This is a genomic window from Capilliphycus salinus ALCB114379, assembly GCF_047276495.1.
In the GTDB taxonomy this organism is placed as follows: Bacteria; Cyanobacteriota; Cyanobacteriia; order Cyanobacteriales; family Microcoleaceae; genus Capilliphycus; species Capilliphycus salinus.
This window is the reverse complement of record NZ_CP178543.1, coordinates 3108712-3128862: the sequence shown is the minus strand read 5'-3', so window position 1 is coordinate 3128862 and position 20151 is coordinate 3108712. Positions and strand designations below refer to the sequence as shown.

The following is a 20151-nucleotide window of genomic DNA, read 5'->3' as shown; positions in this document are numbered from 1 at the left end:
TACTCACTTGTAATTTTTTGAGGGTCTAAATCGGTTTATAATTCGGTTTGTACGGCTTTTAACTGCTCCGCCAGTTGATTAATTTCTCGTTCTAAATCTTTCCAATTTGCCGCACCCTGAAAGGAGTGTTGTAACGATTGAAGCTGATTTTCTAAGGTCAGCAACTCTTTTAAGATTTCCAATTTCTGAGCATTATTATACGAACTGTTGAGAACGGTATTTTGCAGTTCTTTTAATTCCAGATCGAGATTTAACCGCTTTTCTTTTACCCGTGCTTCCTGTTCGGCGACTTCAATTTTATGCAGCACGGTAACAAAATTTTCCCGCCATTTACCAACGGATGAAATTAAATCTTCAACGGTTTTTGCGGGTCGATCTCCGCCTTGAGAAATTTCGATAATTCGGCTCAATTGTTCTTGAACTTTATCTAACGTTTCGGTTTGACTGACAGCTTTGGCTCGGGGTTCTAACTGCTGTTGAATTTCGGCTCGAAAGCGATCGCAATCTTTCCCAATTTCTGTAATTACCCTGGCAATTGATAAAATTGACTCCACCGTTTCTTGGGACAAACGACTGCCACCCAATTCGATTAATTCCTCGGTTCGCTTGTAGATGGCGTGAAAATGCTGCGATTTGTCAATCGGATTCATAGCCGCTCCCAGAAACTTAAGGTTAAATTAACACAAAAATACGTTCGCTTATCGTAACTCTAGCTTAATTTGACACTCCCGTCGCTGAAAGCGAGGGATTCTTTGTTCACAGAGGTTACTTGCTAAGACAGAACTTCTTCTGAAAAAGTAGAGGTATCCTCTCCCAAAGCGTTTAGGCTATCTTGTAGCCTAGTTCCCGAATGCCCTACGGTACTTAATCCAAGTTTCAAGATGTTACGGGCTGCATTTTCGTCACGATCTAACTGACAACCACAAGCACAAAAATGAGTCCTTGTTGAGAGAGATTTTTTGACTTTCTCCCCACAGTTATAACAGTTTTGACTGGTAAATTGAGGTGGTATAGCAATAGTTATCTTGCCGTGTTTTTCTCCCAAATACTCAAGCCAATGACGAAATTGATACCACGCAGCATCATTAATCGATTTAGCTAAACAATGATTTTTAACCAAGTTCTTAATCTTTAAATCTTCATAGGCTATCACATCGTTAGAGTGAATTACGCATCTTGCTAACTTCACAGCAAAATCTTTACGTTGCCTACTTATTTTAAGGTGAGCTTTAGCTAATCTTGCCCGTGCTTTTTTTCTATTAGAAGACCCTTTCTTTTTTCTAGACAGTCTTCTTTGAAGTCTTTGAAGTTGCTTTTCCCCTTTTCTTAAAAATCTAGGGTTATTAATTTTGTTGCCATTCTGGTCAGTGTAAAATGATTCTAATCCTACATCTAAGCCAATGACGCTATTGGCTGGTGAGGTATCTATTTTGACATCAACTGAGAGAATGAACTGACAATAGTAACCATCCGCTCGACGAACTAATCTAATTCTTTTAATGGACGAAATTGGGTAAAAGTTTAAGTCGTAAGTTCCAACCAGTTTTAATCTACCGATATTATTTTTATCGGTAAACGTAATAGCTTTTCTGGTAGTTAAATCTAATTTCCACCCGGTAGTTTTATATTCTACAGAACGGCAATTTTTCTTGAACTTTGGGAACCCTTTTTTACCAGTAATCTTACGTTTACAATTCTCGTAAAAACGAGATATAGCTGACCACGTTCTTTCGGCACTAGACTGTCTAGCTTGTGAATTCAATTTGTTAGCAAAGTCAAAGTCATGGGCTAATACACGACAATATTTATTAAGGTCATACTTATTAACTTTTTCGTTATCCATCCAAAAACGCAAGCATTTATTCTGGACAAACTGAGCCGTGCGTATTGCCTCGTCTATGGCTGTGTACTGATGTTTTTTTAGCCCTAACCTTGAACTCCAAAACTAACATTTATGCCAACCTCACTAGCCTAAATATAATTTAGCACAGAGTTTTCTAGTTTGACGAAGGGTCGCGAGTCATCCTCCGTCACCGCCTTTTCGCTTGCGGTGAACGGATGACCGAAAAGATGCTAAAATCTTGTTGCTGTGCGGTTTGTTTACTGGTCGGCTTTTCCGGAGCGCACGGTGAAACCGAGGGTCTTCAAGCCGACATTTTAGGATAATCAGCATCGGCAGGTATTTCAAGCTGATCAAAAACCCAAATGCCACTTGCAGACAACAATCAACCCCCAGATTATATCGGATCGGGGATCGCATTTCCCGGTCAAACGAACGTCACCGGAGGGGTGCTGCTGAGTTCGTCAACTCGCAACATCGAGGAGTCTATCTGGATTATCCTGAGTACCGACCTCGGGGAACGGGTCTACCGGCCCGATTTTGGCTCCCGTTTGTCGGAGTTGGTGTTTGCGCCGCTCAACCGCGAAACCCTTTTACTCCTGCGTCTCTACGTCGAAGAAGCGCTGAAAATGTGGGAACCCCGGATTATTTTGCGAGAGGTACGAACCAACCCAGACCCAATTAGAGGTATGGTAGAACTGGATATTATCTATCAACCCAAAAATAGTTTTGAAACTCGCAGTTTGGTTTATCCATTTTACCTCGAACCAACTGTTCAATAATAGCGCTCCGTATTAACTTTTAAAATTAGCAGTATGGTGAATTTTGATTTTCTGCCGAATTTACCCAAACCGAATCTAGACGATCGCAAATTTGAAGATTTAGTGCAGGAATGTTTGCTTCGGATTCCCCGCTATTGTCCCGAATGGACGAACCACAATCCGAGCGATCCGGGAATTACGATGATCGAACTGTTTTCCTGGCTAACCGATCAGATGTTGTATCGGTTCAATCAAGTTCCGGTCCGAAATTATATTGTATTTTTGGAGATGTTGGGGATTCGTCTACAGCCACCTGCTGCGGCGCGAACACTAATTACTTTTGAACTGACAAAAGCTCAAAATATACCCTTTCCAATTCCGGCGGGAACGGAGGTGGCAACCGAACGCACGGAAACCGAAGAGGCGATTATTTTCAGCACGGATCGAAAGTTATTAATCGGAATTCCCCGGATTAAATGTTTTTTGAAAGCGACAGAATATGACTATAATGAAAATCTGAGCAATGAGAGTTTGGAGGCAATTTTTCCGCGACCGCGATCGTTTTGGAGTCGCCAAGAAAACGGGGAATGGCTGACAACTATTCGCACGCCGATTTTTGAACAGTCGCCGCAACGGGGAAATTGTTTTTATCTGGTGATTGAACCCAAACCAACGGGCGAAGAAAATAGCATTGAAGGTAATATTATCGCGATTACTTTTAAAGGACAAGCCGCCACCGCAACGGGAATTGATCCGAAAAATCCCCCCCGAGAGTGGGAAGCCTGGAACGGTCGAGAATGGGTTTCGACTTTGCGACAGGAAAATGACGATCGCACCGATGGATTTAGTTTTGCAGAAATTACCCAAGAAGGCCCCAATCCCGAACAGGGAGCGGATGTGATTTTGCACCTCCCAAATCGTTGGCCGGAGGATGATTTAGGAACTCAATATCGGGGTCGTTGGATTCGTTGTATTTATCGATATTTGCGAGATAATGATGAGCAAGAATACGGTTACAGCAGTTCTCCTTTAATTTTTGGTCTGTCGGTGCGGGCCATTGGCGGAACCGTTGAGGCGACGCAATGCGTTTGGGTGGGCGATGAACTGTTGGGGGTGAGCAACGGTAAAGCGGGTCAGGTGTTTGAATTGCAGGGAAAACCGGTTCTCCAACGACAGGATAATGAATATATTGAAATTCAGCCCCCCGGCGATCGCAAACCCCGCGAACGTTGGCTGGAAGTCCCCGATTTTGCCGATTCTGGGGCGAACGATCCCCATTATTTAATTGACTCCCAAACGGGTGTGGTTCAGTTTGGCCCGCTGATTCGAGAACCGACTCAATTGAGGTTACAAACCCAGGCGCGAACCCGTTTTCAAACCCAAGACCGCCTGCAAACCCAGTTTACCGGCACCGAAGCCTCTGCGGATGCGCTGTCTCCGGCTAACGTTGAGACGGAAGGAAAGGCCCAAGAGCGTCAGTATGGCCGGGTGCCGCCACCGGGAGCGGAAATTTATATGAAGGCTTACCGCACGGGGGGAGGGACGAGGGGAAATGTTGAGGCGGAAACGTTAACGGTATTGCGATCGGCGATCCCCTACGTCAAGGGGGTGATTAACTACGAAGCGGCGACGGGAGGAACGGAACCGGAGTCGTTGGAAAAGGCGGTTTTGCGCGTACCCGGACTGTTGCGATCGAGTCAACGGGCGATTATTCGGGATGATTTTGAATACCACGCGATGCGAGTTCCGGGTGCGGATGTGGCTCGCGCCCACTGTTTGGATGCGAACATGGAAATGGGTAAACGTTGGACCGAACCGGATGCCATTAAGCCGGGTCAGGTGTGTATTTTAACGATACCAAAGGCGGAGATTCAAGATGTGAACCGGGGTTTATCTCCCGAAGAATTAAGGCTCGATGATGAACTGACTAAAAAGATTAAAAATTATTTGGATGATCGCAAACCGTTGGGGGTGCAAATATTGCTGCGAGAACCTAAATATATTGGGGTGAAAGTTGAGGCTGTTGTTTTGGTTGGGCGGGATGGCGATCGCGAATATATTCGTTCTCAATTTCTGCAACTTTTGTATCGGTTTCTCAATCCGATTACGGGCGGAACAGGCGGTCAGGGCTGGCCGTTAGGACATCCTGTTTATCCGTCGGATGTTGTCGCCTATTGTCAAAAATTTTATCAGGAAATTCCTCACGTTCGTTATTTAAAATCGTTGGAATTGAGGGGAATTCGTCCACAAGATCGCCCGAATTGGATTGTTGCGCCCATACCAGAACCTGTTATTTATCCGGGGGAATTTGGGGTTGTTTGTTCTTGGGATAATCGAGAGGAGAACGAGGAACGAAAAACCGCTCACAAGATTAAGTTTATACTGGATAATTAAACTTGATGATTAAAATTCGGTAAGTTTTCTTTGAATGTAAGCAAGCGAGACGCTTGCACTATGAATTCATTTTATTCTTAAATTGGATGACTCAAGCCAACTCTCGTCCAACCCTTTATCTTCGACTTACCGCCATGCAGCTTCCCGATGGTGGGAGTTTAGAAAAGTTGGCGTTATCTCGTCGTCAAACCGAAGATACAAGAAAAACAACCATTAGGGTTTATCCGGGAGAACCGAGTGAAATTATCCTGAAATTAGAAAATCAATCCGAACAACCCCTAACGCTAAATTTACAGCTAGAAATAGAACCCAAAATTAATCAAAATTGGTGTCAATGGTATCAGCAAAGCGTTAATAATGGTGTTACTCAACCCCAAGACGTTCGGGGGTTCAGCTATCAACTGACAATTGCGCCTCAACAACAGCAAGAAATAGAAATTGAGTTTGAATTTCCGCAAAGTTTTTTTGAAGAACAAACCGCCTTAACTTCGGAACAGAGTCAACTAGAAATTAATTATTTTGCCCAAGTTTTTGTTTACAGTAACCCTCCCAATTATCGCTTAATTGGCTATCAAGTTTTTGACTTAAAAATTGCTCCTAGAATAGAATATCTGGACTTTTTACCTGTTATTTACAGTGAAACGGATTTTCTCAGTCGTTTCTTGAAAATACTTGAAGAAACCTATGACCCAGCCATTCAAACCACCGATAATTTATGGGCCTATCTCGACCCGCTAACGGCACCGGAAGCGCTTCTTCCTTTTTTAGCACAATGGGTGGGTTGGAAAATGAATTCTCGCTGGCCTCTTGATATTCAGCGCCGCCTCATTCGCAATGCAATTATCCTTTATCGTTGGCATGGAACTCGTAAAGGTTTGCGGTTTTATCTGCATCTTTTTACGGGTTTACCTTTAGATGAAGACTTATCGGAAGCCGAGAAACATATTAGTATTTGGGAAGATTTTAATCGGGGGTTTGTTCTCGGAGGAACTCATATTAATCAAGATTCGATGCTTGGAGGAGGACGTGCTTATCACTTTATTGTTCGCTTGCGAGTTGACTTTCCAAATCAGATTGATGAACCGTTGGTGCGAGAAATTATTGAACAATATAAACCCGCCTTTTCCACCTACGAACTTAATATTATGTAGGTTGGGTTGACGAAGGAAACCCAAAACTTAATATAATTCTATTCAAACCCAATCCCTTCAATCAAGTAAATTTCTTCATTTTCACCCCAATTCAATGTTAGCAAACCATTTTTTACAAACCGATGAAAGCTAGAATATTGCCAGTCTTTAGGAGACTTAACCAAGCCATGTTTAACCGGATTATAATGAATATAATCGATGTGTTGAATCAAGTCTTTGTCATCTCGAATACAATGTTCCCAAAATCGCCTTTGCCAAATGGCTTGTTCATTTTTTCGTTGTCGGGATAAGGAAGATTTTTGTTTATATTTGGAGTCACATCGACGGCTAAATTCACTTTTAATCAGCCGCCAACGAGTTGAAAAATCGGAATCATTTTCAGGTAATGTCCAGATAGAATGCAAATGATCGGGGAGAATGACTATAGCATCAATTGTAAAGGGATGATTTCCCATAACATAGCGAAAAGCTTCCCGCAGAAGTGCTATGTTATCAGGTTCGCAAAGGATTTTACGCCGTTGATAGGTGACAACAGTAAAAAAGTAAGTTCCCCCGTTAATTTTTGCACGACGGTATCGCATATTTCCCTCAAAAAAGTAGGTTGGGTTGACAAAGGAAACCCAACATCAAAGTAGGTTGGGTTGACAAAGGAAACCCAACATCAAAGTAGGTTGGGTTGACAAAGGAAACCCAACATTAAAGTTAACACAATGAGCGCAAAAGTAGCAAAAGTAGGTTGGGTTGACAAAGGAAACCCAACATTAAAGTTAACACAATGAGCGCAAAAGTAGCAAAAGTAGGTTGGGTTGACAAAGGAAACCCAACATTAAAGTTAACACAATGAGCGCAAAAGTAGCAAAAGTAGGTTGGGTAGAACGAAAGTGAAACCCAACATTAAAGATTGGTTTGTTGGGTTTCATTCTTCAACCCAACCTACTACCCTACAATTAATCGGGTTGAGGTGGAATTTCTAGGGGTTCTAAACGGCTGGGTTCGGAGGGTAAAGGTTGAATAAGTTCGGATTCTGGTGTTTCCAATTCTCCCGTTTTGGGTAAAGAAAACTGACTCGGACTAGAACTGTTGGACTCGTAGGTTTGAATGACAATTGAGCGGGTTTCTTGTTCGCCTAAACTATTGGTAACTTGCAACGTAATGGTTTCGGCAAGGGGAGCTTCACTAATCGTATAAGTCATTGAACCTTCGGGTTCTACGGCACCAACTAAGGGGTTTAATTCGACTTGAATTCCCTCGCCGCCTTCGACTTTCCAGGCTAACTGAAGAAAAACGGGAGTGCCTCCTTTACTAATCGCAATTAGTGGATAATTTTCTACGGGTTGAGTAATCGATTGATCGTTTACTTGAAATTCAATTTCAATCGGTGTGGGTCTAACTTTAACAGGGGGTGAAGTGCGGGTAATATTAGCAGTTTCTTCCGATTTTTTAGGAATAACTTCTAGCTGAAACGTATATTCTCCGGGGGGTAAAGTTGTTGTTGGAACATCCCGACAAACAAGCGGTACACCGAGAGTTGCGGGAATTGAACAGAATTGACTAACTTGACTGGGGTATTGATAGCGTTGAATTTCTTGAGTTGAACCCGTTTGACTTTGAGCAGTTATAACGAATTCTTGAACCGGGTTGGGATTTTGAATCACCCAGTTGAACTTTATGGGTTCTTTTTGAGCTTCTTCATAAACCGCTTTTGAGACTGTAAATTGTTCGAGTTCGGGTAAAGGTTCCGGTTGCACAACGATGGTATTTTTTAACCCTTGAGAATCCGAGGGTTCTTTCGGATTGGATAAAGAATAAACCGCGACTTTGAAGGTATAATTTCCCGGTTCAATCAAACGAGTATTTAAGCTCCACTGACAGCTTAAGTCTTCCGGTTGTTCTCCGACTTCACAAACTAAATCACCCCAAGTATTTCTTGTATCTTTGGGTTTGAGTTGAGTGTTTTCTAAGTCTTTTACATAAGAAGCAGTTCTAATGACTTGATCGCTTCCCTCGGTAATAACATCAAGTTGAGCGAGTTGACTCTGATTTTTGAGTTCAAACTGAAGAACTATTTCTTCTTGTTGAACTTTTGAATAGGTTGATTTTGGAGATGTTATTTCTTCAATTTGAGAGAGTGTAGGTTGAGGTTTTGGGATAATTTCTATTGTATCAGTTCGACTGGAATCAGAAGCCTCATTTGATGAACGCTTTCTAAATAGCTCATTAATCGGTTTGGGAAACGTTTCGATTTCTAGTGTGTATTTATTGGGAGAAGGGGGAGCCAGAGTTAAGCTGCAACGAGTCATTTTTTCGTCTTCATTCAGTTGACAAGGTTCGGAGTTTTTGCGGACTTCATCAGAAAAATTCGGTTTTCCGTTTAAAAATGGATAGTTTTTTAATTCGCGGCTTCCTTGGCTATCAATACGAGTTAAAACAAGTTTATCTAATTGTTGAGGGTGGCTGACTTCCCACTCAATTTTAATCGGTTCACCTTCGTTATATTTTGGGGTTGGTTTTAGGGTACTAAATTCGCTAATTTTAGGTAAAGGCGGCATTTTGAAGTAATTCCACCAAATCGCAAATGCAGTTCCCGCTAGAATACAAAATGCCAATAAAATCAACAGCCACAAATGCCACCAAGGACTTTTATCCCAAATTAATGTTCCCTGAAGGGATTCGCGGTCTAAAGGTAAGTTTTGAGCGTCTTCTATCTCAATCTCAAAGGGAAGTTCTAAAGCGGGTCTGGGAATTAAACGACGCCATCCCCAACCTTTACGCTGAACTTGTAGAGTTATCGTTTTTGTTTTACTGGGAAATAGTCTAACATCTGAATGCGGCGAAAAAGAGTAATTCCACAGTTTTTCTTGCCGAATAAAGTTGGTTGCTAGAGTTAGATAACGTTTGGTATTGCCTTCGTTGGTTAATGCGATTTCAAAATCTGTTTCGCCGTGTTTGACTTTATTTTTTGCGGGTTGCAGGGTACATTGTAATTTGTATTCGGGTAAAATCAGCAAATAAAAGACTCGAATGAGAAGCTGAGATTCATTATTTTTTGAAATGAGTTGAATTGTGGGAAAATAGTTTCCTGCGGGGGTATATTTAGGCGGATGCAAGATTAATTGAATCTCTCCGGGGGGATCTTCGGGGTTGAGTTCAAGTCCGTCTGTTTCTCGAATTAATCCCGGTAAATTGGTATTCACTTCTGGATAACGAACCTCATACCAATCCGGTTCTAAATCGGGACAAATAATGTAAAATCTATCCACTAATTTGGAGCGATTTTTGACTTGAATGGGAATTTCTACTTCTTCTCCCGCTTGCAGTTCATAGGGTTTATTCGGATTGGTAAAAGGAAGGATAAATTCGGGTTCGTAGTCCCAGATTGTTTCCCGATCTAAACGAACTCGAAGTTGTTGGGGACGGCGAAAAACTTGATCGGGATATTGTTCGGGAGCTTCCGCAAATATTGTATAGTAATAAGTTCCCGGTGCGGCTTGTTGCGGAACTTCAAATTGAAGCTCAATTGAGATAGATTCATCTGGCTTCAGTCGGAGACGGTTATTAACCGATGATTTATCATCTATAATTGTACACCATCTTTCTATCGGCTTTGAACGAGCGTCATTGGCTTTTATCCAAACGACAATTAATAATTCTTGGTTGTCGGAGTTGGTAACTGTTAAGCGATATTTTTCGGTCAAACCTCGCCAAATGTTGAGGCTTGTTTGAGCCTGATCTTCTTGAATAAAAATCGGTGTACGGGTTGATTGCATAATATCTCCAGTTTAATAAAACTAACTAACGGGTTCTTCGTTCATTCATACAGTTTGCCATATTTTTTATTTTCATTTTCTTGATATTCACATGATGATTTTCTCCATCAAAGGTGAGGCGAATTTCATCATCAAACGTTTTAATATCAACGCTATTGAGTCTAATCCCCGGAAATTGAGCCGCGACTTTTCCCTTTTCATTTGCTCGTGTTCCATCGGGATTTAATGACCATAGCATCACTCGTCCATCGTCTCCGGTACTCGCAAGATAGCAGCCATTTTGACTCAACGCAACTGTCCGAACGGGCTGGCTTTTATGACCATCATTCCACTGTTCTATCATCATATTTTCTGAACAGTTAAGAGTCTCACCACGTCCGGGCGACTGTTCAATACATTGACGAATTTTATCGAGGTTCCACAGCGTAATATATCCCTCCGTGTCTGCACTGGCTAACAAATTGGGGAGGTTAGTATCATCAATTTCTTCGTGGGTTGATAGGCTGGTAATGTAATCATATTGGTTGCTCAAATTATTCTCCAAATTGTCCGGTTTATTCTCCCAAGTATAAGGTAGATAATATAGCTTATTGCGGGTTGCAGATTGTTGGGTTTGTTGCTGTAGAAAATCATTATAACTGGTAAAATCATAATAATTATCATAGTAGTAATTATTGTCAAATTCTTGCCAGTTCTGCCAGTTTTCCCAATTTTCCCAAATCGCCAGCTTATTATACTGACCTGCAAAAAAGACCAATCTCGGTTGATTTCGAGCTTCGCTAATGGCTAAGGTTAGCAATGAAAAGGGTTTGTTGAAAATTAATTCTCGACCAATTATTCGGTTATTTTCGTAGAGATCATAAGTTTCTGCAAGGGGTTCAAGTCCAGACTCTTGTTGACGTTTACGAGTCTGTCGATTTTCTGATAAATTTAAGCCGGAGTCAATTGCGGCTAAATCCCAAACCCTTACCATTCCGCTTCCATGTGCGCTCAATAAATATCGGGAATCCTTGGTAAATTCTAAGCCAAAAACTCGGTCATTTCTACTTTCATCAATGTAAAGTGTTCCTTGTCTCTGTTTATTCGTGACATTCCAAAGATTAATTTCTCCCGTCTCTAAACCTGCGGCAACTTGTTGATTATCTTTCGGCAAAAAACGCACGACACGCACCGCTTTTTCATTTTCATCGGTAATCACTTCTGGGGGATAAAAGAGATTTCCTTCCACTTGCCAATAGCGAATACTGCGATCGCTTGAACCGCTAATCACTGTATTGGCTTTCCCATCAAAAGCAACGGAATTCACCGGATCAGTATGATGATTTTTCGGCCTGAGTAACCACCACAATCCACCCAATAAAAGCATTAACAATAAGGCGAGTAGCTGCAACCAAAATGGAATAATTGGTTTAACATCTAAAGTAATGGTTTGGGTTTCAGGCTTGGGAAAAACTGGCGTTTCGGGAGAGTCATAATCTGGATGGAATAAATGAGGTTTAAGTTTAAATTTCAGTTGACTGCCAATCCCCAACCAAGAGCGAGCGTGACTAATTTTAAGTTGTTGTAATCCCGACTCTTGGGGATAAATTGTCTCAAAATTTAACCCGGTATAAATATAGTGAGATTGCTGTTGGTCGGATTCAACAAAAAGTTGTTGTTCTTGTCCTTGCACTGACCAAACACTAAGATGATGCGGTCTTTTAGCTCTTTCAATAATATCAAAATCAATATCTTGAGTCCTGTTACTCCAATTTTCTAATTTAATGGTATAATTAACACTATTATTCCATCGAACACCGGACAAAACTTGCTCCACCGGATCGCATTCCCAATTCACAGTTCCCTTCGGTAAAACTTCAAGTGTTCCCGCAACTTCGGGTTCGGGATTAATCGGTCGATTTGCTTTAGCCATGATTCTAAAGCTGTACGTTTGACTCAATGCTTTACCTTCTTCTGGAGGTTTACACTCAAAGATCACCGATTGAGGTTCGCCGGGATTAAGTTCTGGAATTCGCTTTTCGGTTCCGTGAATCATCCAACTTTTATCGAGTTGTTCTTCTCCTTTGAACGTCAAATTTACCGCCATTGAATCTTGACTAAAATTGGAGACAATCACGGGAATTTCAATAATTTCGCCGGGATATCCTTTTAATCCATCTCTGGGAGTGAGAATTGATAAAGTTAGCGGTTTTAGAGGTGCTTCTAGCTTTAAATTTAGGGTTTCTGTGGCGAAAAGTTCGGGATTTTCTATGGCAATTGCTCTGACGGTTAAATCTAATGGATTTTCATAACCCGGACGGGGAGAACGATGAATATTAACGGTAAATTCTGTTGTTGCACCCGGCGGTTTCTTGGCGGCGACTTGAGGTTCTGTGCTGTACCATTTAATATTTGACCCCGGATCGAGTCCGGGTACAATTAACTCTAAATAAAAACTATAAAAATCCTGGCTGTAGTTGGTAACATAAGCTTTAAAGGATAAAGAACGCTGCGAACCTTGCTGTAATTTAATGTACTTTGGTTCAACTTCTAATCTAATAAAATCTATCATATGATTTGTTAAATTAAGTGAGTTTGAGAATCACTGAAGGCATAAAAACTGGTTATTTATTCCGAAACCACCTCTAACAATTGAGTTTGATGTCGTCTGTACCAGGCAAAATAAAGTAAGTTAATTCCAAATTCTTGAGCCGTTCTAATCTCGGTTCGGGGAAGGGTATGTTCGTTAATTCCCCATGCTTTTGATAAGCTACCAATTATCAGGATCATTCCTCCTCCCAAAAACAGTTCTATGGGTTCATAATTAATAGTAGGAGGAATGGCAAATAGAAACGGATGGATTTTTATTAAATGATTTCTATCTAACAAATCCCAATCCATAAAATTAATATTAAATTCTTCTTTTGCCCAATCTGTTAATTCTTTAAAGTTTTGGTTGAGGTCGTCATCAATCGGAATTTCAATTAATACGGTTCGTCCTGTTTCGAGATAACCGCCTAACATTTCTAACTGATTGTTGTCCAATTCGCGAGTTTGTTGTTCGGTTAAATACAGCAGATCAAAATCCTCATTTCCTATGAAGTAAATTTGCTCTATTTCTGAAATTCCTTGCATTCTCGGGTCAAGCGACTCTACGGAGTGCATCAGAAAACCAAGATTTTCTTGACAATATTTTCCTTCGGCTTCTGACATCATTCCTTGAGAAGCTTGAGGGGATAACATCGCCGTTTTGATTACAATTTGAGGACGCGATCGCGCTGCAATTCGATAGCGTAAATCTAATTCATTAACTTGAGGAAATAAAACCTCATCGGGTTGACAAATTTGAACGGTTCCCGGTTGCAGATTTATCCGACAAATTTCTACTTCTAAATGACTGGGTGGATCGGTTTTTTGGTCGATCCGAAAGGTTTCTCGAACAACATCATTATCATTTCTCAAACTGAGTTCTTCCGGGTCAACATAACTGACCACCAAATAAACAATAATCGGTTCAGTTTTTGAGGGTTTGGGGTCAGTAATTCTAAATTCCATCGGACGATCAATAATAATTGGATTTCCCTCGCCATCGATCGCAATTCCCGGTTTTACCATTAACCATCCGGTTTGAAATTTTGACTGTACACCCGCAGGAGCGCTTGTAGGATGCACGCCCAACCCGCAAACAATTCCCGGTTGATTCAGCGATTGATAATGTAAATTTTGCCGTTTCCGAGAATAGGTATGTGCTAAACGCCATCGTTGAGCATTAATCATTAAACCGTCCGTAACATGAAGACGATCAAGAGGATTTGGAGAGGGAGTCGGGAAAGATTGATCGCTCATGGTTTAACTGTGGTCGTTTCTAAATTTGAATTTTTTAAGTCGGCATTTTCGAGATCGACTTTATCTAAATTCGCGCCTTGTAAGTTGGTATGGCTGAGGTCAGCATAGTTAACATTAGAACGGCTCAAATTTGCAAAACTAAGGTTAGCGTGGCTTAAATTTGCATAGCTTAAATCCGTGTAATTTAAGTCAGCATAACTTAAATTACTGTGGCTTAAGTTTGCCATAAATAAATTAGCTCGCCGCAGTTTCGCATGGGAGAGATTAACGTTAGAAAGATTGGCATTTTTGAGGTTGGCTTCTTCCAAATTTGTTCCCACCAGTTGAGTTTGAGTGAAGTTAACATTTTCTAAATTCGCACCTGCTAAATTTTGCCCGCTTAAGTCTTGCGTCCAAGGTTCTGAATGATTGACAATTTGCCAAACCAAACGCCATTTTGGATCGAGTTGTTCTTCATTGAGTTGAGTATTTCTGAGATCGGCTCCCTCTAATTTTGCTCGACTTAAATCAGCATCTTTTAGGTTGGCGTCTCGCAGGTCAGCATCCCGCAAATCGGCTCGCTCTAAGTTAGCTTTGGTCAGGTTTGTACCTCGGAGATTTGCACCTCGGAGTTTCGCTTTACTAAGATCAACATTTTGCAGAAATAAACCGCTCAAATCGGCTTCTTCCAAATCACAACGCCGACATTCTCCATTTTGCTGTAATTTTTTCACCACTCTAGAAATTTCAGACGAGACGGGTACTGCTAACCCCAATACTATTCCCAGGACGATCGCAATCACAGTTATTATTTGACTTTTGTAAAGATTCTGTTTCATAGCCCAGTCCCCATCTTGTTGTTCTCCTCTTAGAGTGAACGGTGCGTTGGTATTTTTTGTCTAGACAAATACTTGAAACTGAAGAAATTCAACTGTAGTATAATAACATGGCTGCATTTTAGTTGATTTTATCGTTATTATGGTTTTTATTTAAGAGATTTTAATTTTTCTGTAGCAAAAGGTTAAAATAAACTTAAATTTAATTAAATGTATCACAGTTAACAGGATTCGGGAAAATATTAATGAGGATAAAATCAACATTGCGATGGATAGGTATTGTTAGCATTGGACTCGGGTTCTGTATTCAAACCGCAGTTCAAGCAACGGGTGCATTCAAACGACGGGAAATTTCAAATTCTCAACTCAATTTCGCCCAAGGATTAATCAATATTCCCCGATCGCTTCCCTCGCCTCCAGAAGTCCCTCAAATCCCCCAAATTCCTCAACCTCCGCCCCCGCCTTCGTTTCCGAATCCTCCTCAACCGCAATTTCCCCCCGCACCGCAAGCGAAACCCGATACTGTTCCCGAACTTCCTTTAACTAATTTTGATTACGATAAAGTAGAATTTTGGGAAGAACTTTGCTCCACCCTCGAACAGACGGAACGATACGCCGAAGCGGTGGCGGCCTGTCAACGAGTGATTGAACTGAAACCCAAACGAGAAAATACAGAAATCTGGATGAGTTTGAGCCGTTCATTGCAACAGTTGAAACAATATCCTCAAGCTTTAGTTTCCTATAATTATGTCTTGCAGCGAGAACCGAAATATTCTCAAGTTTTATTGCAAAAATGCGAAATATTTTTAGAATTAGAACAGTATGAACAAGCGATTTCATCTTGCGAAGAAGCCCTGAAAATTGATGGAATTTGGGGGCGGAGCAGTCCGGCCGATGCTTGGACACAAAGAGCGATCGCCGTGCGAGAGTTGGGACGCTTAGAAACAACAGAACTGCAAGATTTAGGACAAGTTGATGCGGCAGAATCCCGAAAACTTCAAAGCCTAGAAGCCGCGATCAATTCCTACGATCAAGCCCTGAGATTTGCGCCCAATTCTTCCTTGATTTTGACCAAAAAATGTGGTATATTGATAGAATTAGAACGTTATCAAGAAGCCCGTGAAAGTTGCGAATTGGCGATCGCCGTGAACGAAAATTGGGGCATCAGTACCTCCGCTCAAGCTTTAGAATATTTGCTCGTTATCCGTCAAGAAATTCCCCCATCAAATCCGCTCCGGGTTAATAACCCAAAAGAAGCCGAAGAACTCGCCGAACAATTTCAAAATTTAGTCAGTTTCTACGAACAAATTTTGTCTGAAAATCCCAACAATGCCGAAGCTTGGACAAAACAGGGTATTGCTCTACAAACTTTAGGAAAAACGGCTCAAGCGTTAACCTCCTACAGTCGGGCGGTTCAGATTCAACCGAACTATTCTTTGGCGCTCGCAAACCAGTGCGAAGTTCTCAATCAACTCGAACAATATCAACAAGCCCTAAGCGCCTGTGAAGCCGCCCTTTCTGGCGATCAAAATTGGGGCGATACTCGTCCGGCGAAAGCCTGGAATCAACGCAGTACAGCTTTGGCGGGATTAAAACAGTATAACGATGCTTTGGCCAGCGCCGATCGCGCCATTACTCTGGAGGAAGACTACAGCGCCGCCTGGAACAACCGGGGGGTGATGCTGTGGCATTTGGGCCAACTCCAGCAAGCCGAACAGCAGTATGAATTTGCAGAAATCAACTACGAACAGGCGCTTCTATCGACCCGTGAGGCGGTTAAGCTCGATCCCCGCTACCCTCAGGGTTGGTACAATCACGGTCGCATTCTCAGCGAGTACGGTCAATTGCTGAGTCTACAGCGACGGGATGAGGAGGCCAGAGAACTCTATCAAGCCGCACGAAAGGCTTACGAACAGGCGCTCTCGGGCGATCTGACTCCGAACGATCGCATCCTCAAAGCCAGTATTTTGGCCAATCAAGCCGTTGTTTTGTGGCGCTTGCGAGATTCCCAACTGTTAACAGAGGCTTTGGTCGCCACTCAGGAAGCGGTTCAGTTGAATCCCCAATCTTTTGAGGCTTGGCACAATCAAGGATTAATTTTACTAGAATTGAAGCAATATCGAGGGGCTTTAAATGCCTACACCCAAGCTGACGCCCTCAGCCCCGATAATGTGGGGGTAATTACTGCAAAAGGAATCGCCCTTTCTCGTTTGGGTCGCTATCAAGATGCTTTGGCTATTTTTGAACAAGCGTTGGAGTTAGATCCGGAGTATATGATTGCCCGTAGAGAGCGAGAAATCGTGCTAAGAAATTTAATTAAAATGACCCGAAGAATGCCGAGATAGATTGATGATTTGTTATCAGGAGCGATTGCCATGAGACTATCAGAATTGGTCAACACGGTCAGGGCTAGAGGGCGAGAAATTTTGAACTTTGTTTCTCATCCAGAAGCTAATATTCGTCGGATCGTTCGGCGTCGGGCGCAGCAAATTTATGAAGGGGTAGAAATAGGAGGAAGCGATGGTAACAAAGAAAAAAAAGAAACTCCTGTTTCCCAACAATCACAGCATTCTTTTCAAGTAGAACCAAGAATTAACCGAGAAAGAGGGGGCGTACAAACTCGCATTCAACCCGCAACTTTAGACCGACCGATTGTAACAGAACGTTCTCGGCGACGTCGCAAAGACAGAACCCAAAAAGTTCTCGTTCAAGGTTACGAAATTCGCGATCGCTTTGGTCGGCGTTATGAAATTGGTCAGTGTTTGAGTCATTCGGATCGGATTCGTCAGTATGAAGCGACTCCAATTTTACAGCAAAAACAACGGGTGTTAATTCAAGAATATTTGACCCAAAGTGATTCGGATTACCTGGCGGAAGTTAACCATCAGAACGGAAAAGTTAAAGAGTTTCGTTTGCTGACACCGATTGATATTATTAAAGATTTCTATGAGGATAATCCCCAGGATATTCGTTGGTATTTAATTGTTGAACAAATTCCCAAAAGTTGGAGTTTACGAGAAGATTTGCAACGGCGACATCAACCTTTAACGCCGACTCAGGTGAGTAAAATTCTCAAACAAGTGTTGCAAAGCTTGCAGTTTTTACACAACTGTTATGAAGTTCGTTTGTCTCAAAATATGCGAACGGGAATCGGTCATGGAAACCTAAATTTAGACAGTATACTGATCGTTCACAATGAAACTCAATCTCCCTTTGATGAAGAAGACGAACAATTTTCTATCTATGTTAGTCGCATTGCACTGTGGGAAAATTTACTAGATTCTTTAGAATCAGAAGTTAATCACCCGTCTCTCTCAAAAAAAGCCTTTCAACAAGATCTCGTAGATTTGGGTCGAGTTAGCTATCTTTTATCCGGAGGAAAACAGGAGATGCCCGATCAAGATTTCCAGTGGCATCAATATTGTCATCCCGAACTCAAGAACTTTATTTTAAGATTATATTCGGGTGAATTTAAAAGAGCTTCGGATGCTCATCGAGAGTTGTTAAAATTACGTTTAGATCATCCATTAGAACCGATTTCAGCCAATCCTATTTTTGTTGACAGCGAACAGCAACCCCGGTCAAAATCTCAACGTTCTTGGACTATTCCTCTAATTCTTCTACTGGCAACCTTGGTTAGTTTGGGAATATTAATTATAGGAATTAGGAGATTTTTATCGGGTTCAACACCTCCAAATCCTGCCAATATTGTCTTTAATAAAAACTCCGATACCTCTCAGTTCGCTCAAGTTAATATTCCCTCAATTTTGCTCAATAAAAGTATTAATTATTCAGCCGATCAACGATGGAAAACCGCCCTCAAAACTTCCGTTGGCTACGGTGGCAATCAATTTTTAGCCAACCAGTTGAACCCGTCTCAAATTTCCTTAAATCTGCAACCTCCAAATTTATTTTCTTTTATTCGTGAAGGAAACAATACAGAAACAGAGGAACAAAAAAAAGAACGCTTAGAAAATCGGATTTTATCCGCTTTAAAAAATTCTCAGTTTATTGTCACTTCTCTGTTGGGAAATGAACTTCAGTTATTACAAGACAGCGAACAATTAGAAGTAGAAATCATTGCTTATGACGCTTTACTCGCTTATGTTGCTTTCAGTGATGTTCAGCGAGAGGGAAGTTTACCCAAATTACTTTCGGGTAAAATTTCTCTGGACTCTCTCAAGCAACTCTATTCCGATCAACCCTTAACCTTGAAAGATTTGGGAATTAATAATTCACCCAACCAAACTATCAAACGGATTTCAATTTGTAATAAAAATCCCGAAGAAGTTTTTCTGGTGACTTCACTTTTTGAAAATTTAGCCTGGAAAAATGAAGCAGAAATCGATAACTTTAGAAATCTTATTGATGAAGATAAAAAAGCTTGCACACAAACAGGATATACTAAAGGACAAGCAATTGCTTTAGCCGAATTTGAACAAGGAGGTCAAGCAACGATTGGGATTGATTTGTTTAGCAAAGTGTTTAACCAGTGTTCTGTCTATCCTTTAGCAATTGTCGGAGAAGGGAAACTGACAGCAGTGCAGCCTATTATACAGAATAATGGCAATTCGATCACACCAGAAACCGATTTATGTATGGATAAAGGAAGCTACAAACCCAATCCTAAAGTTTTTGAACAAGGAAATTATCCTTTGGGATACGCAATTGCTGTGATTTATCAAAAAGAAGGCGGAAAAGATTCTGCGGGTCAGGTGTTTTCTAATCTAATGAAAACCGACGAAGGACAACATTTGTTACATTCTGCGGGATTAATTCCGATTCGAGAGTTAAAGCAAAGTCGGGAGGATAATTAATCAAAATGTCCGAAAAAGATTTGGAAGCTAAATTAATTGAAAAGGTCACTAACGATCCGATGTTACTGCGAAAAATTTGTGATAGAGTTTATGAACTGATGAAAGAAGATCTTCGCAATCAACGCGATCGCAATTGCAACTCACGGAGACTTTTATAATGAAAATGAATCGTCAAGATCCCTCAGCTTACGAACTCAATTATGTGACGGCGAATCGATTTTATGTAGAAATTGATAGCCAGATTTCAGCTTGTTTTAGCGAGTGTTCGGGTTTGGGGATAAATATCAAGCGAGAAACCTACAATGAAGGGGGTGTCAACGATCAACAACGGATTATTTTAGGACAAGCCGAATTTACAGAAGTCACCTTAAAGCGAGGAATTACAAATGATTTAACCTTTTTAAATTGGATAGAAAAAGTTTTGCGAGAACCCAAAAAAACCCGTTTAAACGTTACCCTGTTACTGTTCAATCAAGAAGGGGAAACCATGCAATCTTGGACGCTGATTGGTTCGGTTCCGGTTGGTTGGAAAGCACCCTCTTTTCAAGCCGACTCTAATACCGTTGCGATTGAAGAATTAACCTTAGCCTACGAAGGTTTGACAATTAATAAAGGAGGGAGTTTGGGACAGCAAACAGGAGGATTTAATCCGTCCAGTCCATTAACTCGCGGTAATTTAGGCTATTTTGCGAGTGACTTAACCAACGTTGGAACAAAACCTTTTAATCAAGCCAGTCAAACCAATTCTAATACAAGCAAGAAAAGGAGATAAATTCTAAAA

General features: G+C 41.3%; 13 protein-coding genes and 1 pseudogene. 7 read left to right on the top strand and 7 right to left on the bottom strand.

The genetic code is table 11. From position 1 onward, the window contains the following. Positions 1-35 precede the first annotated feature (35 nt). Both ACL6C3_RS12905 and ACL6C3_RS12900 read right to left on the bottom strand, forming a co-directional pair. Positions 36-650 carry a hypothetical protein gene (locus tag ACL6C3_RS12905; protein ID WP_413167564.1) on the bottom strand — a complete coding sequence of 205 codons (615 nt, stop codon included), beginning with the start codon at positions 648-650 and terminating at the stop codon, positions 36-38. 122 nt (positions 651-772) lie between these two features. Then, positions 773-1952: pseudogene (locus tag ACL6C3_RS12900) on the bottom strand (RNA-guided endonuclease InsQ/TnpB family protein). Positions 1953-2205: 253 nt separating this feature from the next. On the opposite strand from ACL6C3_RS12900, the gene ACL6C3_RS12895 reads away from it, so the two are divergent. From ACL6C3_RS12895 to ACL6C3_RS12885, 3 genes are all read left to right on the top strand, one after another. Next, positions 2206-2622, top strand: coding sequence for a GPW/gp25 family protein (locus tag ACL6C3_RS12895; RefSeq protein WP_046277814.1), 417 nt, complete (start codon positions 2206-2208; stop codon positions 2620-2622). 33 nt (positions 2623-2655) lie between these two features. Continuing rightward, on the top strand, positions 2656-4995 hold the full coding sequence (locus ACL6C3_RS12890; RefSeq protein ID WP_413167563.1) for a putative baseplate assembly protein: 2340 nt from the start codon (positions 2656-2658) through the stop codon (positions 4993-4995). Between the two features lie 86 nt (positions 4996-5081). Continuing rightward, complete coding sequence (locus ACL6C3_RS12885) at positions 5082-6146, top strand: phage tail protein (protein WP_413167562.1); 1065 nt, start codon at positions 5082-5084, stop codon at positions 6144-6146. 38 nt (positions 6147-6184) lie between these two features. Here ACL6C3_RS12885 and ACL6C3_RS12880 read toward each other — a convergent pair whose 3' ends face one another. The 5 genes from ACL6C3_RS12880 to ACL6C3_RS12860 all read right to left on the bottom strand — a co-directional run bounded on the left by ACL6C3_RS12880 (position 6185) and on the right by ACL6C3_RS12860 (position 14556). After that, complete coding sequence (locus ACL6C3_RS12880; protein ID WP_413167561.1) at positions 6185-6727, bottom strand: REP-associated tyrosine transposase; 543 nt, start codon at positions 6725-6727, stop codon at positions 6185-6187. 366 nt (positions 6728-7093) lie between these two features. Further along, positions 7094-9913: a hypothetical protein gene (locus ACL6C3_RS12875; protein ID WP_413167560.1), complete on the bottom strand. Its 2820-nt coding sequence runs from the start codon at positions 9911-9913 to the stop codon at positions 7094-7096. A gap of 25 nt (positions 9914-9938) precedes the next feature. Further along, a complete protein-coding gene (locus ACL6C3_RS12870; protein WP_413167559.1) occupies positions 9939-12464 on the bottom strand; it encodes a hypothetical protein in 2526 nt (841 codons plus the stop codon). Positions 12465-12520: 56 nt separating this feature from the next. Then, positions 12521-13738 carry a hypothetical protein gene (locus tag ACL6C3_RS12865; RefSeq protein ID WP_413167558.1) on the bottom strand — a complete coding sequence of 406 codons (1218 nt, stop codon included), beginning with the start codon at positions 13736-13738 and terminating at the stop codon, positions 12521-12523. Then, positions 13735-14556: a pentapeptide repeat-containing protein gene (locus ACL6C3_RS12860; RefSeq protein WP_413167557.1), complete on the bottom strand. Its 822-nt coding sequence runs from the start codon at positions 14554-14556 to the stop codon at positions 13735-13737. Before ACL6C3_RS12860 ends, ACL6C3_RS12865 begins: the two co-directional genes overlap by 4 nt. A 242-nt stretch (positions 14557-14798) precedes the next feature. Between ACL6C3_RS12860 and ACL6C3_RS12855 the strand changes: the two genes are divergently transcribed. Genes ACL6C3_RS12855 through ACL6C3_RS12840 form a run of 4 tightly spaced genes read left to right on the top strand, consistent with a single transcriptional unit; the run spans position 14799 to position 20142 of the window. Further along, positions 14799-16898, top strand: coding sequence for a tetratricopeptide repeat protein (locus ACL6C3_RS12855; protein ID WP_413167556.1), 2100 nt, complete (start codon positions 14799-14801; stop codon positions 16896-16898). 30 nt (positions 16899-16928) lie between these two features. Then, positions 16929-19370: a hypothetical protein gene (locus tag ACL6C3_RS12850; RefSeq protein ID WP_413167555.1), complete on the top strand. Its 2442-nt coding sequence runs from the start codon at positions 16929-16931 to the stop codon at positions 19368-19370. A 5-nt stretch (positions 19371-19375) separates the two neighbouring features. Then, positions 19376-19528, top strand: coding sequence for a hypothetical protein (locus ACL6C3_RS12845; RefSeq protein WP_413167554.1), 153 nt, complete (start codon positions 19376-19378; stop codon positions 19526-19528). Then, the gene (locus ACL6C3_RS12840; protein WP_413167553.1) at positions 19528-20142 is read left to right on the top strand and encodes a phage tail protein; all 615 of its coding nucleotides are present in this window, start codon (positions 19528-19530) and stop codon (positions 20140-20142) included. Before ACL6C3_RS12845 ends, ACL6C3_RS12840 begins: the two co-directional genes overlap by 1 nt. Positions 20143-20151: the final 9 nt, after the last annotated feature.

Bases quoted from the DNA above. Each gene is read 5' to 3' on its own strand.
- ACL6C3_RS12840 (WP_413167553.1), top strand. From the start codon at position 19,528: ATGAAAATGAATCGTCAAGATCCCTCAGCTTACGAACTCAATTATGTG.
- ACL6C3_RS12865 (WP_413167558.1), bottom strand. From the start codon at position 13,738: ATGAGCGATCAATCTTTCCCGACTCCCTCTCCAAATCCTCTTGATCGT.
- ACL6C3_RS12845 (WP_413167554.1), top strand. From the start codon at position 19,376: ATGTCCGAAAAAGATTTGGAAGCTAAATTAATTGAAAAGGTCACTAAC.
- ACL6C3_RS12860 (WP_413167557.1), bottom strand. From the start codon at position 14,556: ATGAAACAGAATCTTTACAAAAGTCAAATAATAACTGTGATTGCGATC.
- ACL6C3_RS12855 (WP_413167556.1), top strand. From the start codon at position 14,799: ATGAGGATAAAATCAACATTGCGATGGATAGGTATTGTTAGCATTGGA.
- ACL6C3_RS12890 (WP_413167563.1), top strand. From the start codon at position 2,656: ATGGTGAATTTTGATTTTCTGCCGAATTTACCCAAACCGAATCTAGAC.
- ACL6C3_RS12875 (WP_413167560.1), bottom strand. From the start codon at position 9,913: ATGCAATCAACCCGTACACCGATTTTTATTCAAGAAGATCAGGCTCAA.
- ACL6C3_RS12895 (WP_046277814.1), top strand. From the start codon at position 2,206: ATGCCACTTGCAGACAACAATCAACCCCCAGATTATATCGGATCGGGG.
- ACL6C3_RS12880 (WP_413167561.1), bottom strand. From the start codon at position 6,727: ATGCGATACCGTCGTGCAAAAATTAACGGGGGAACTTACTTTTTTACT.
- ACL6C3_RS12850 (WP_413167555.1), top strand. From the start codon at position 16,929: ATGAGACTATCAGAATTGGTCAACACGGTCAGGGCTAGAGGGCGAGAA.
- ACL6C3_RS12870 (WP_413167559.1), bottom strand. From the start codon at position 12,464: ATGATAGATTTTATTAGATTAGAAGTTGAACCAAAGTACATTAAATTA.
- ACL6C3_RS12885 (WP_413167562.1), top strand. From the start codon at position 5,082: ATGACTCAAGCCAACTCTCGTCCAACCCTTTATCTTCGACTTACCGCC.
- ACL6C3_RS12905 (WP_413167564.1), bottom strand. From the start codon at position 650: ATGAATCCGATTGACAAATCGCAGCATTTTCACGCCATCTACAAGCGA.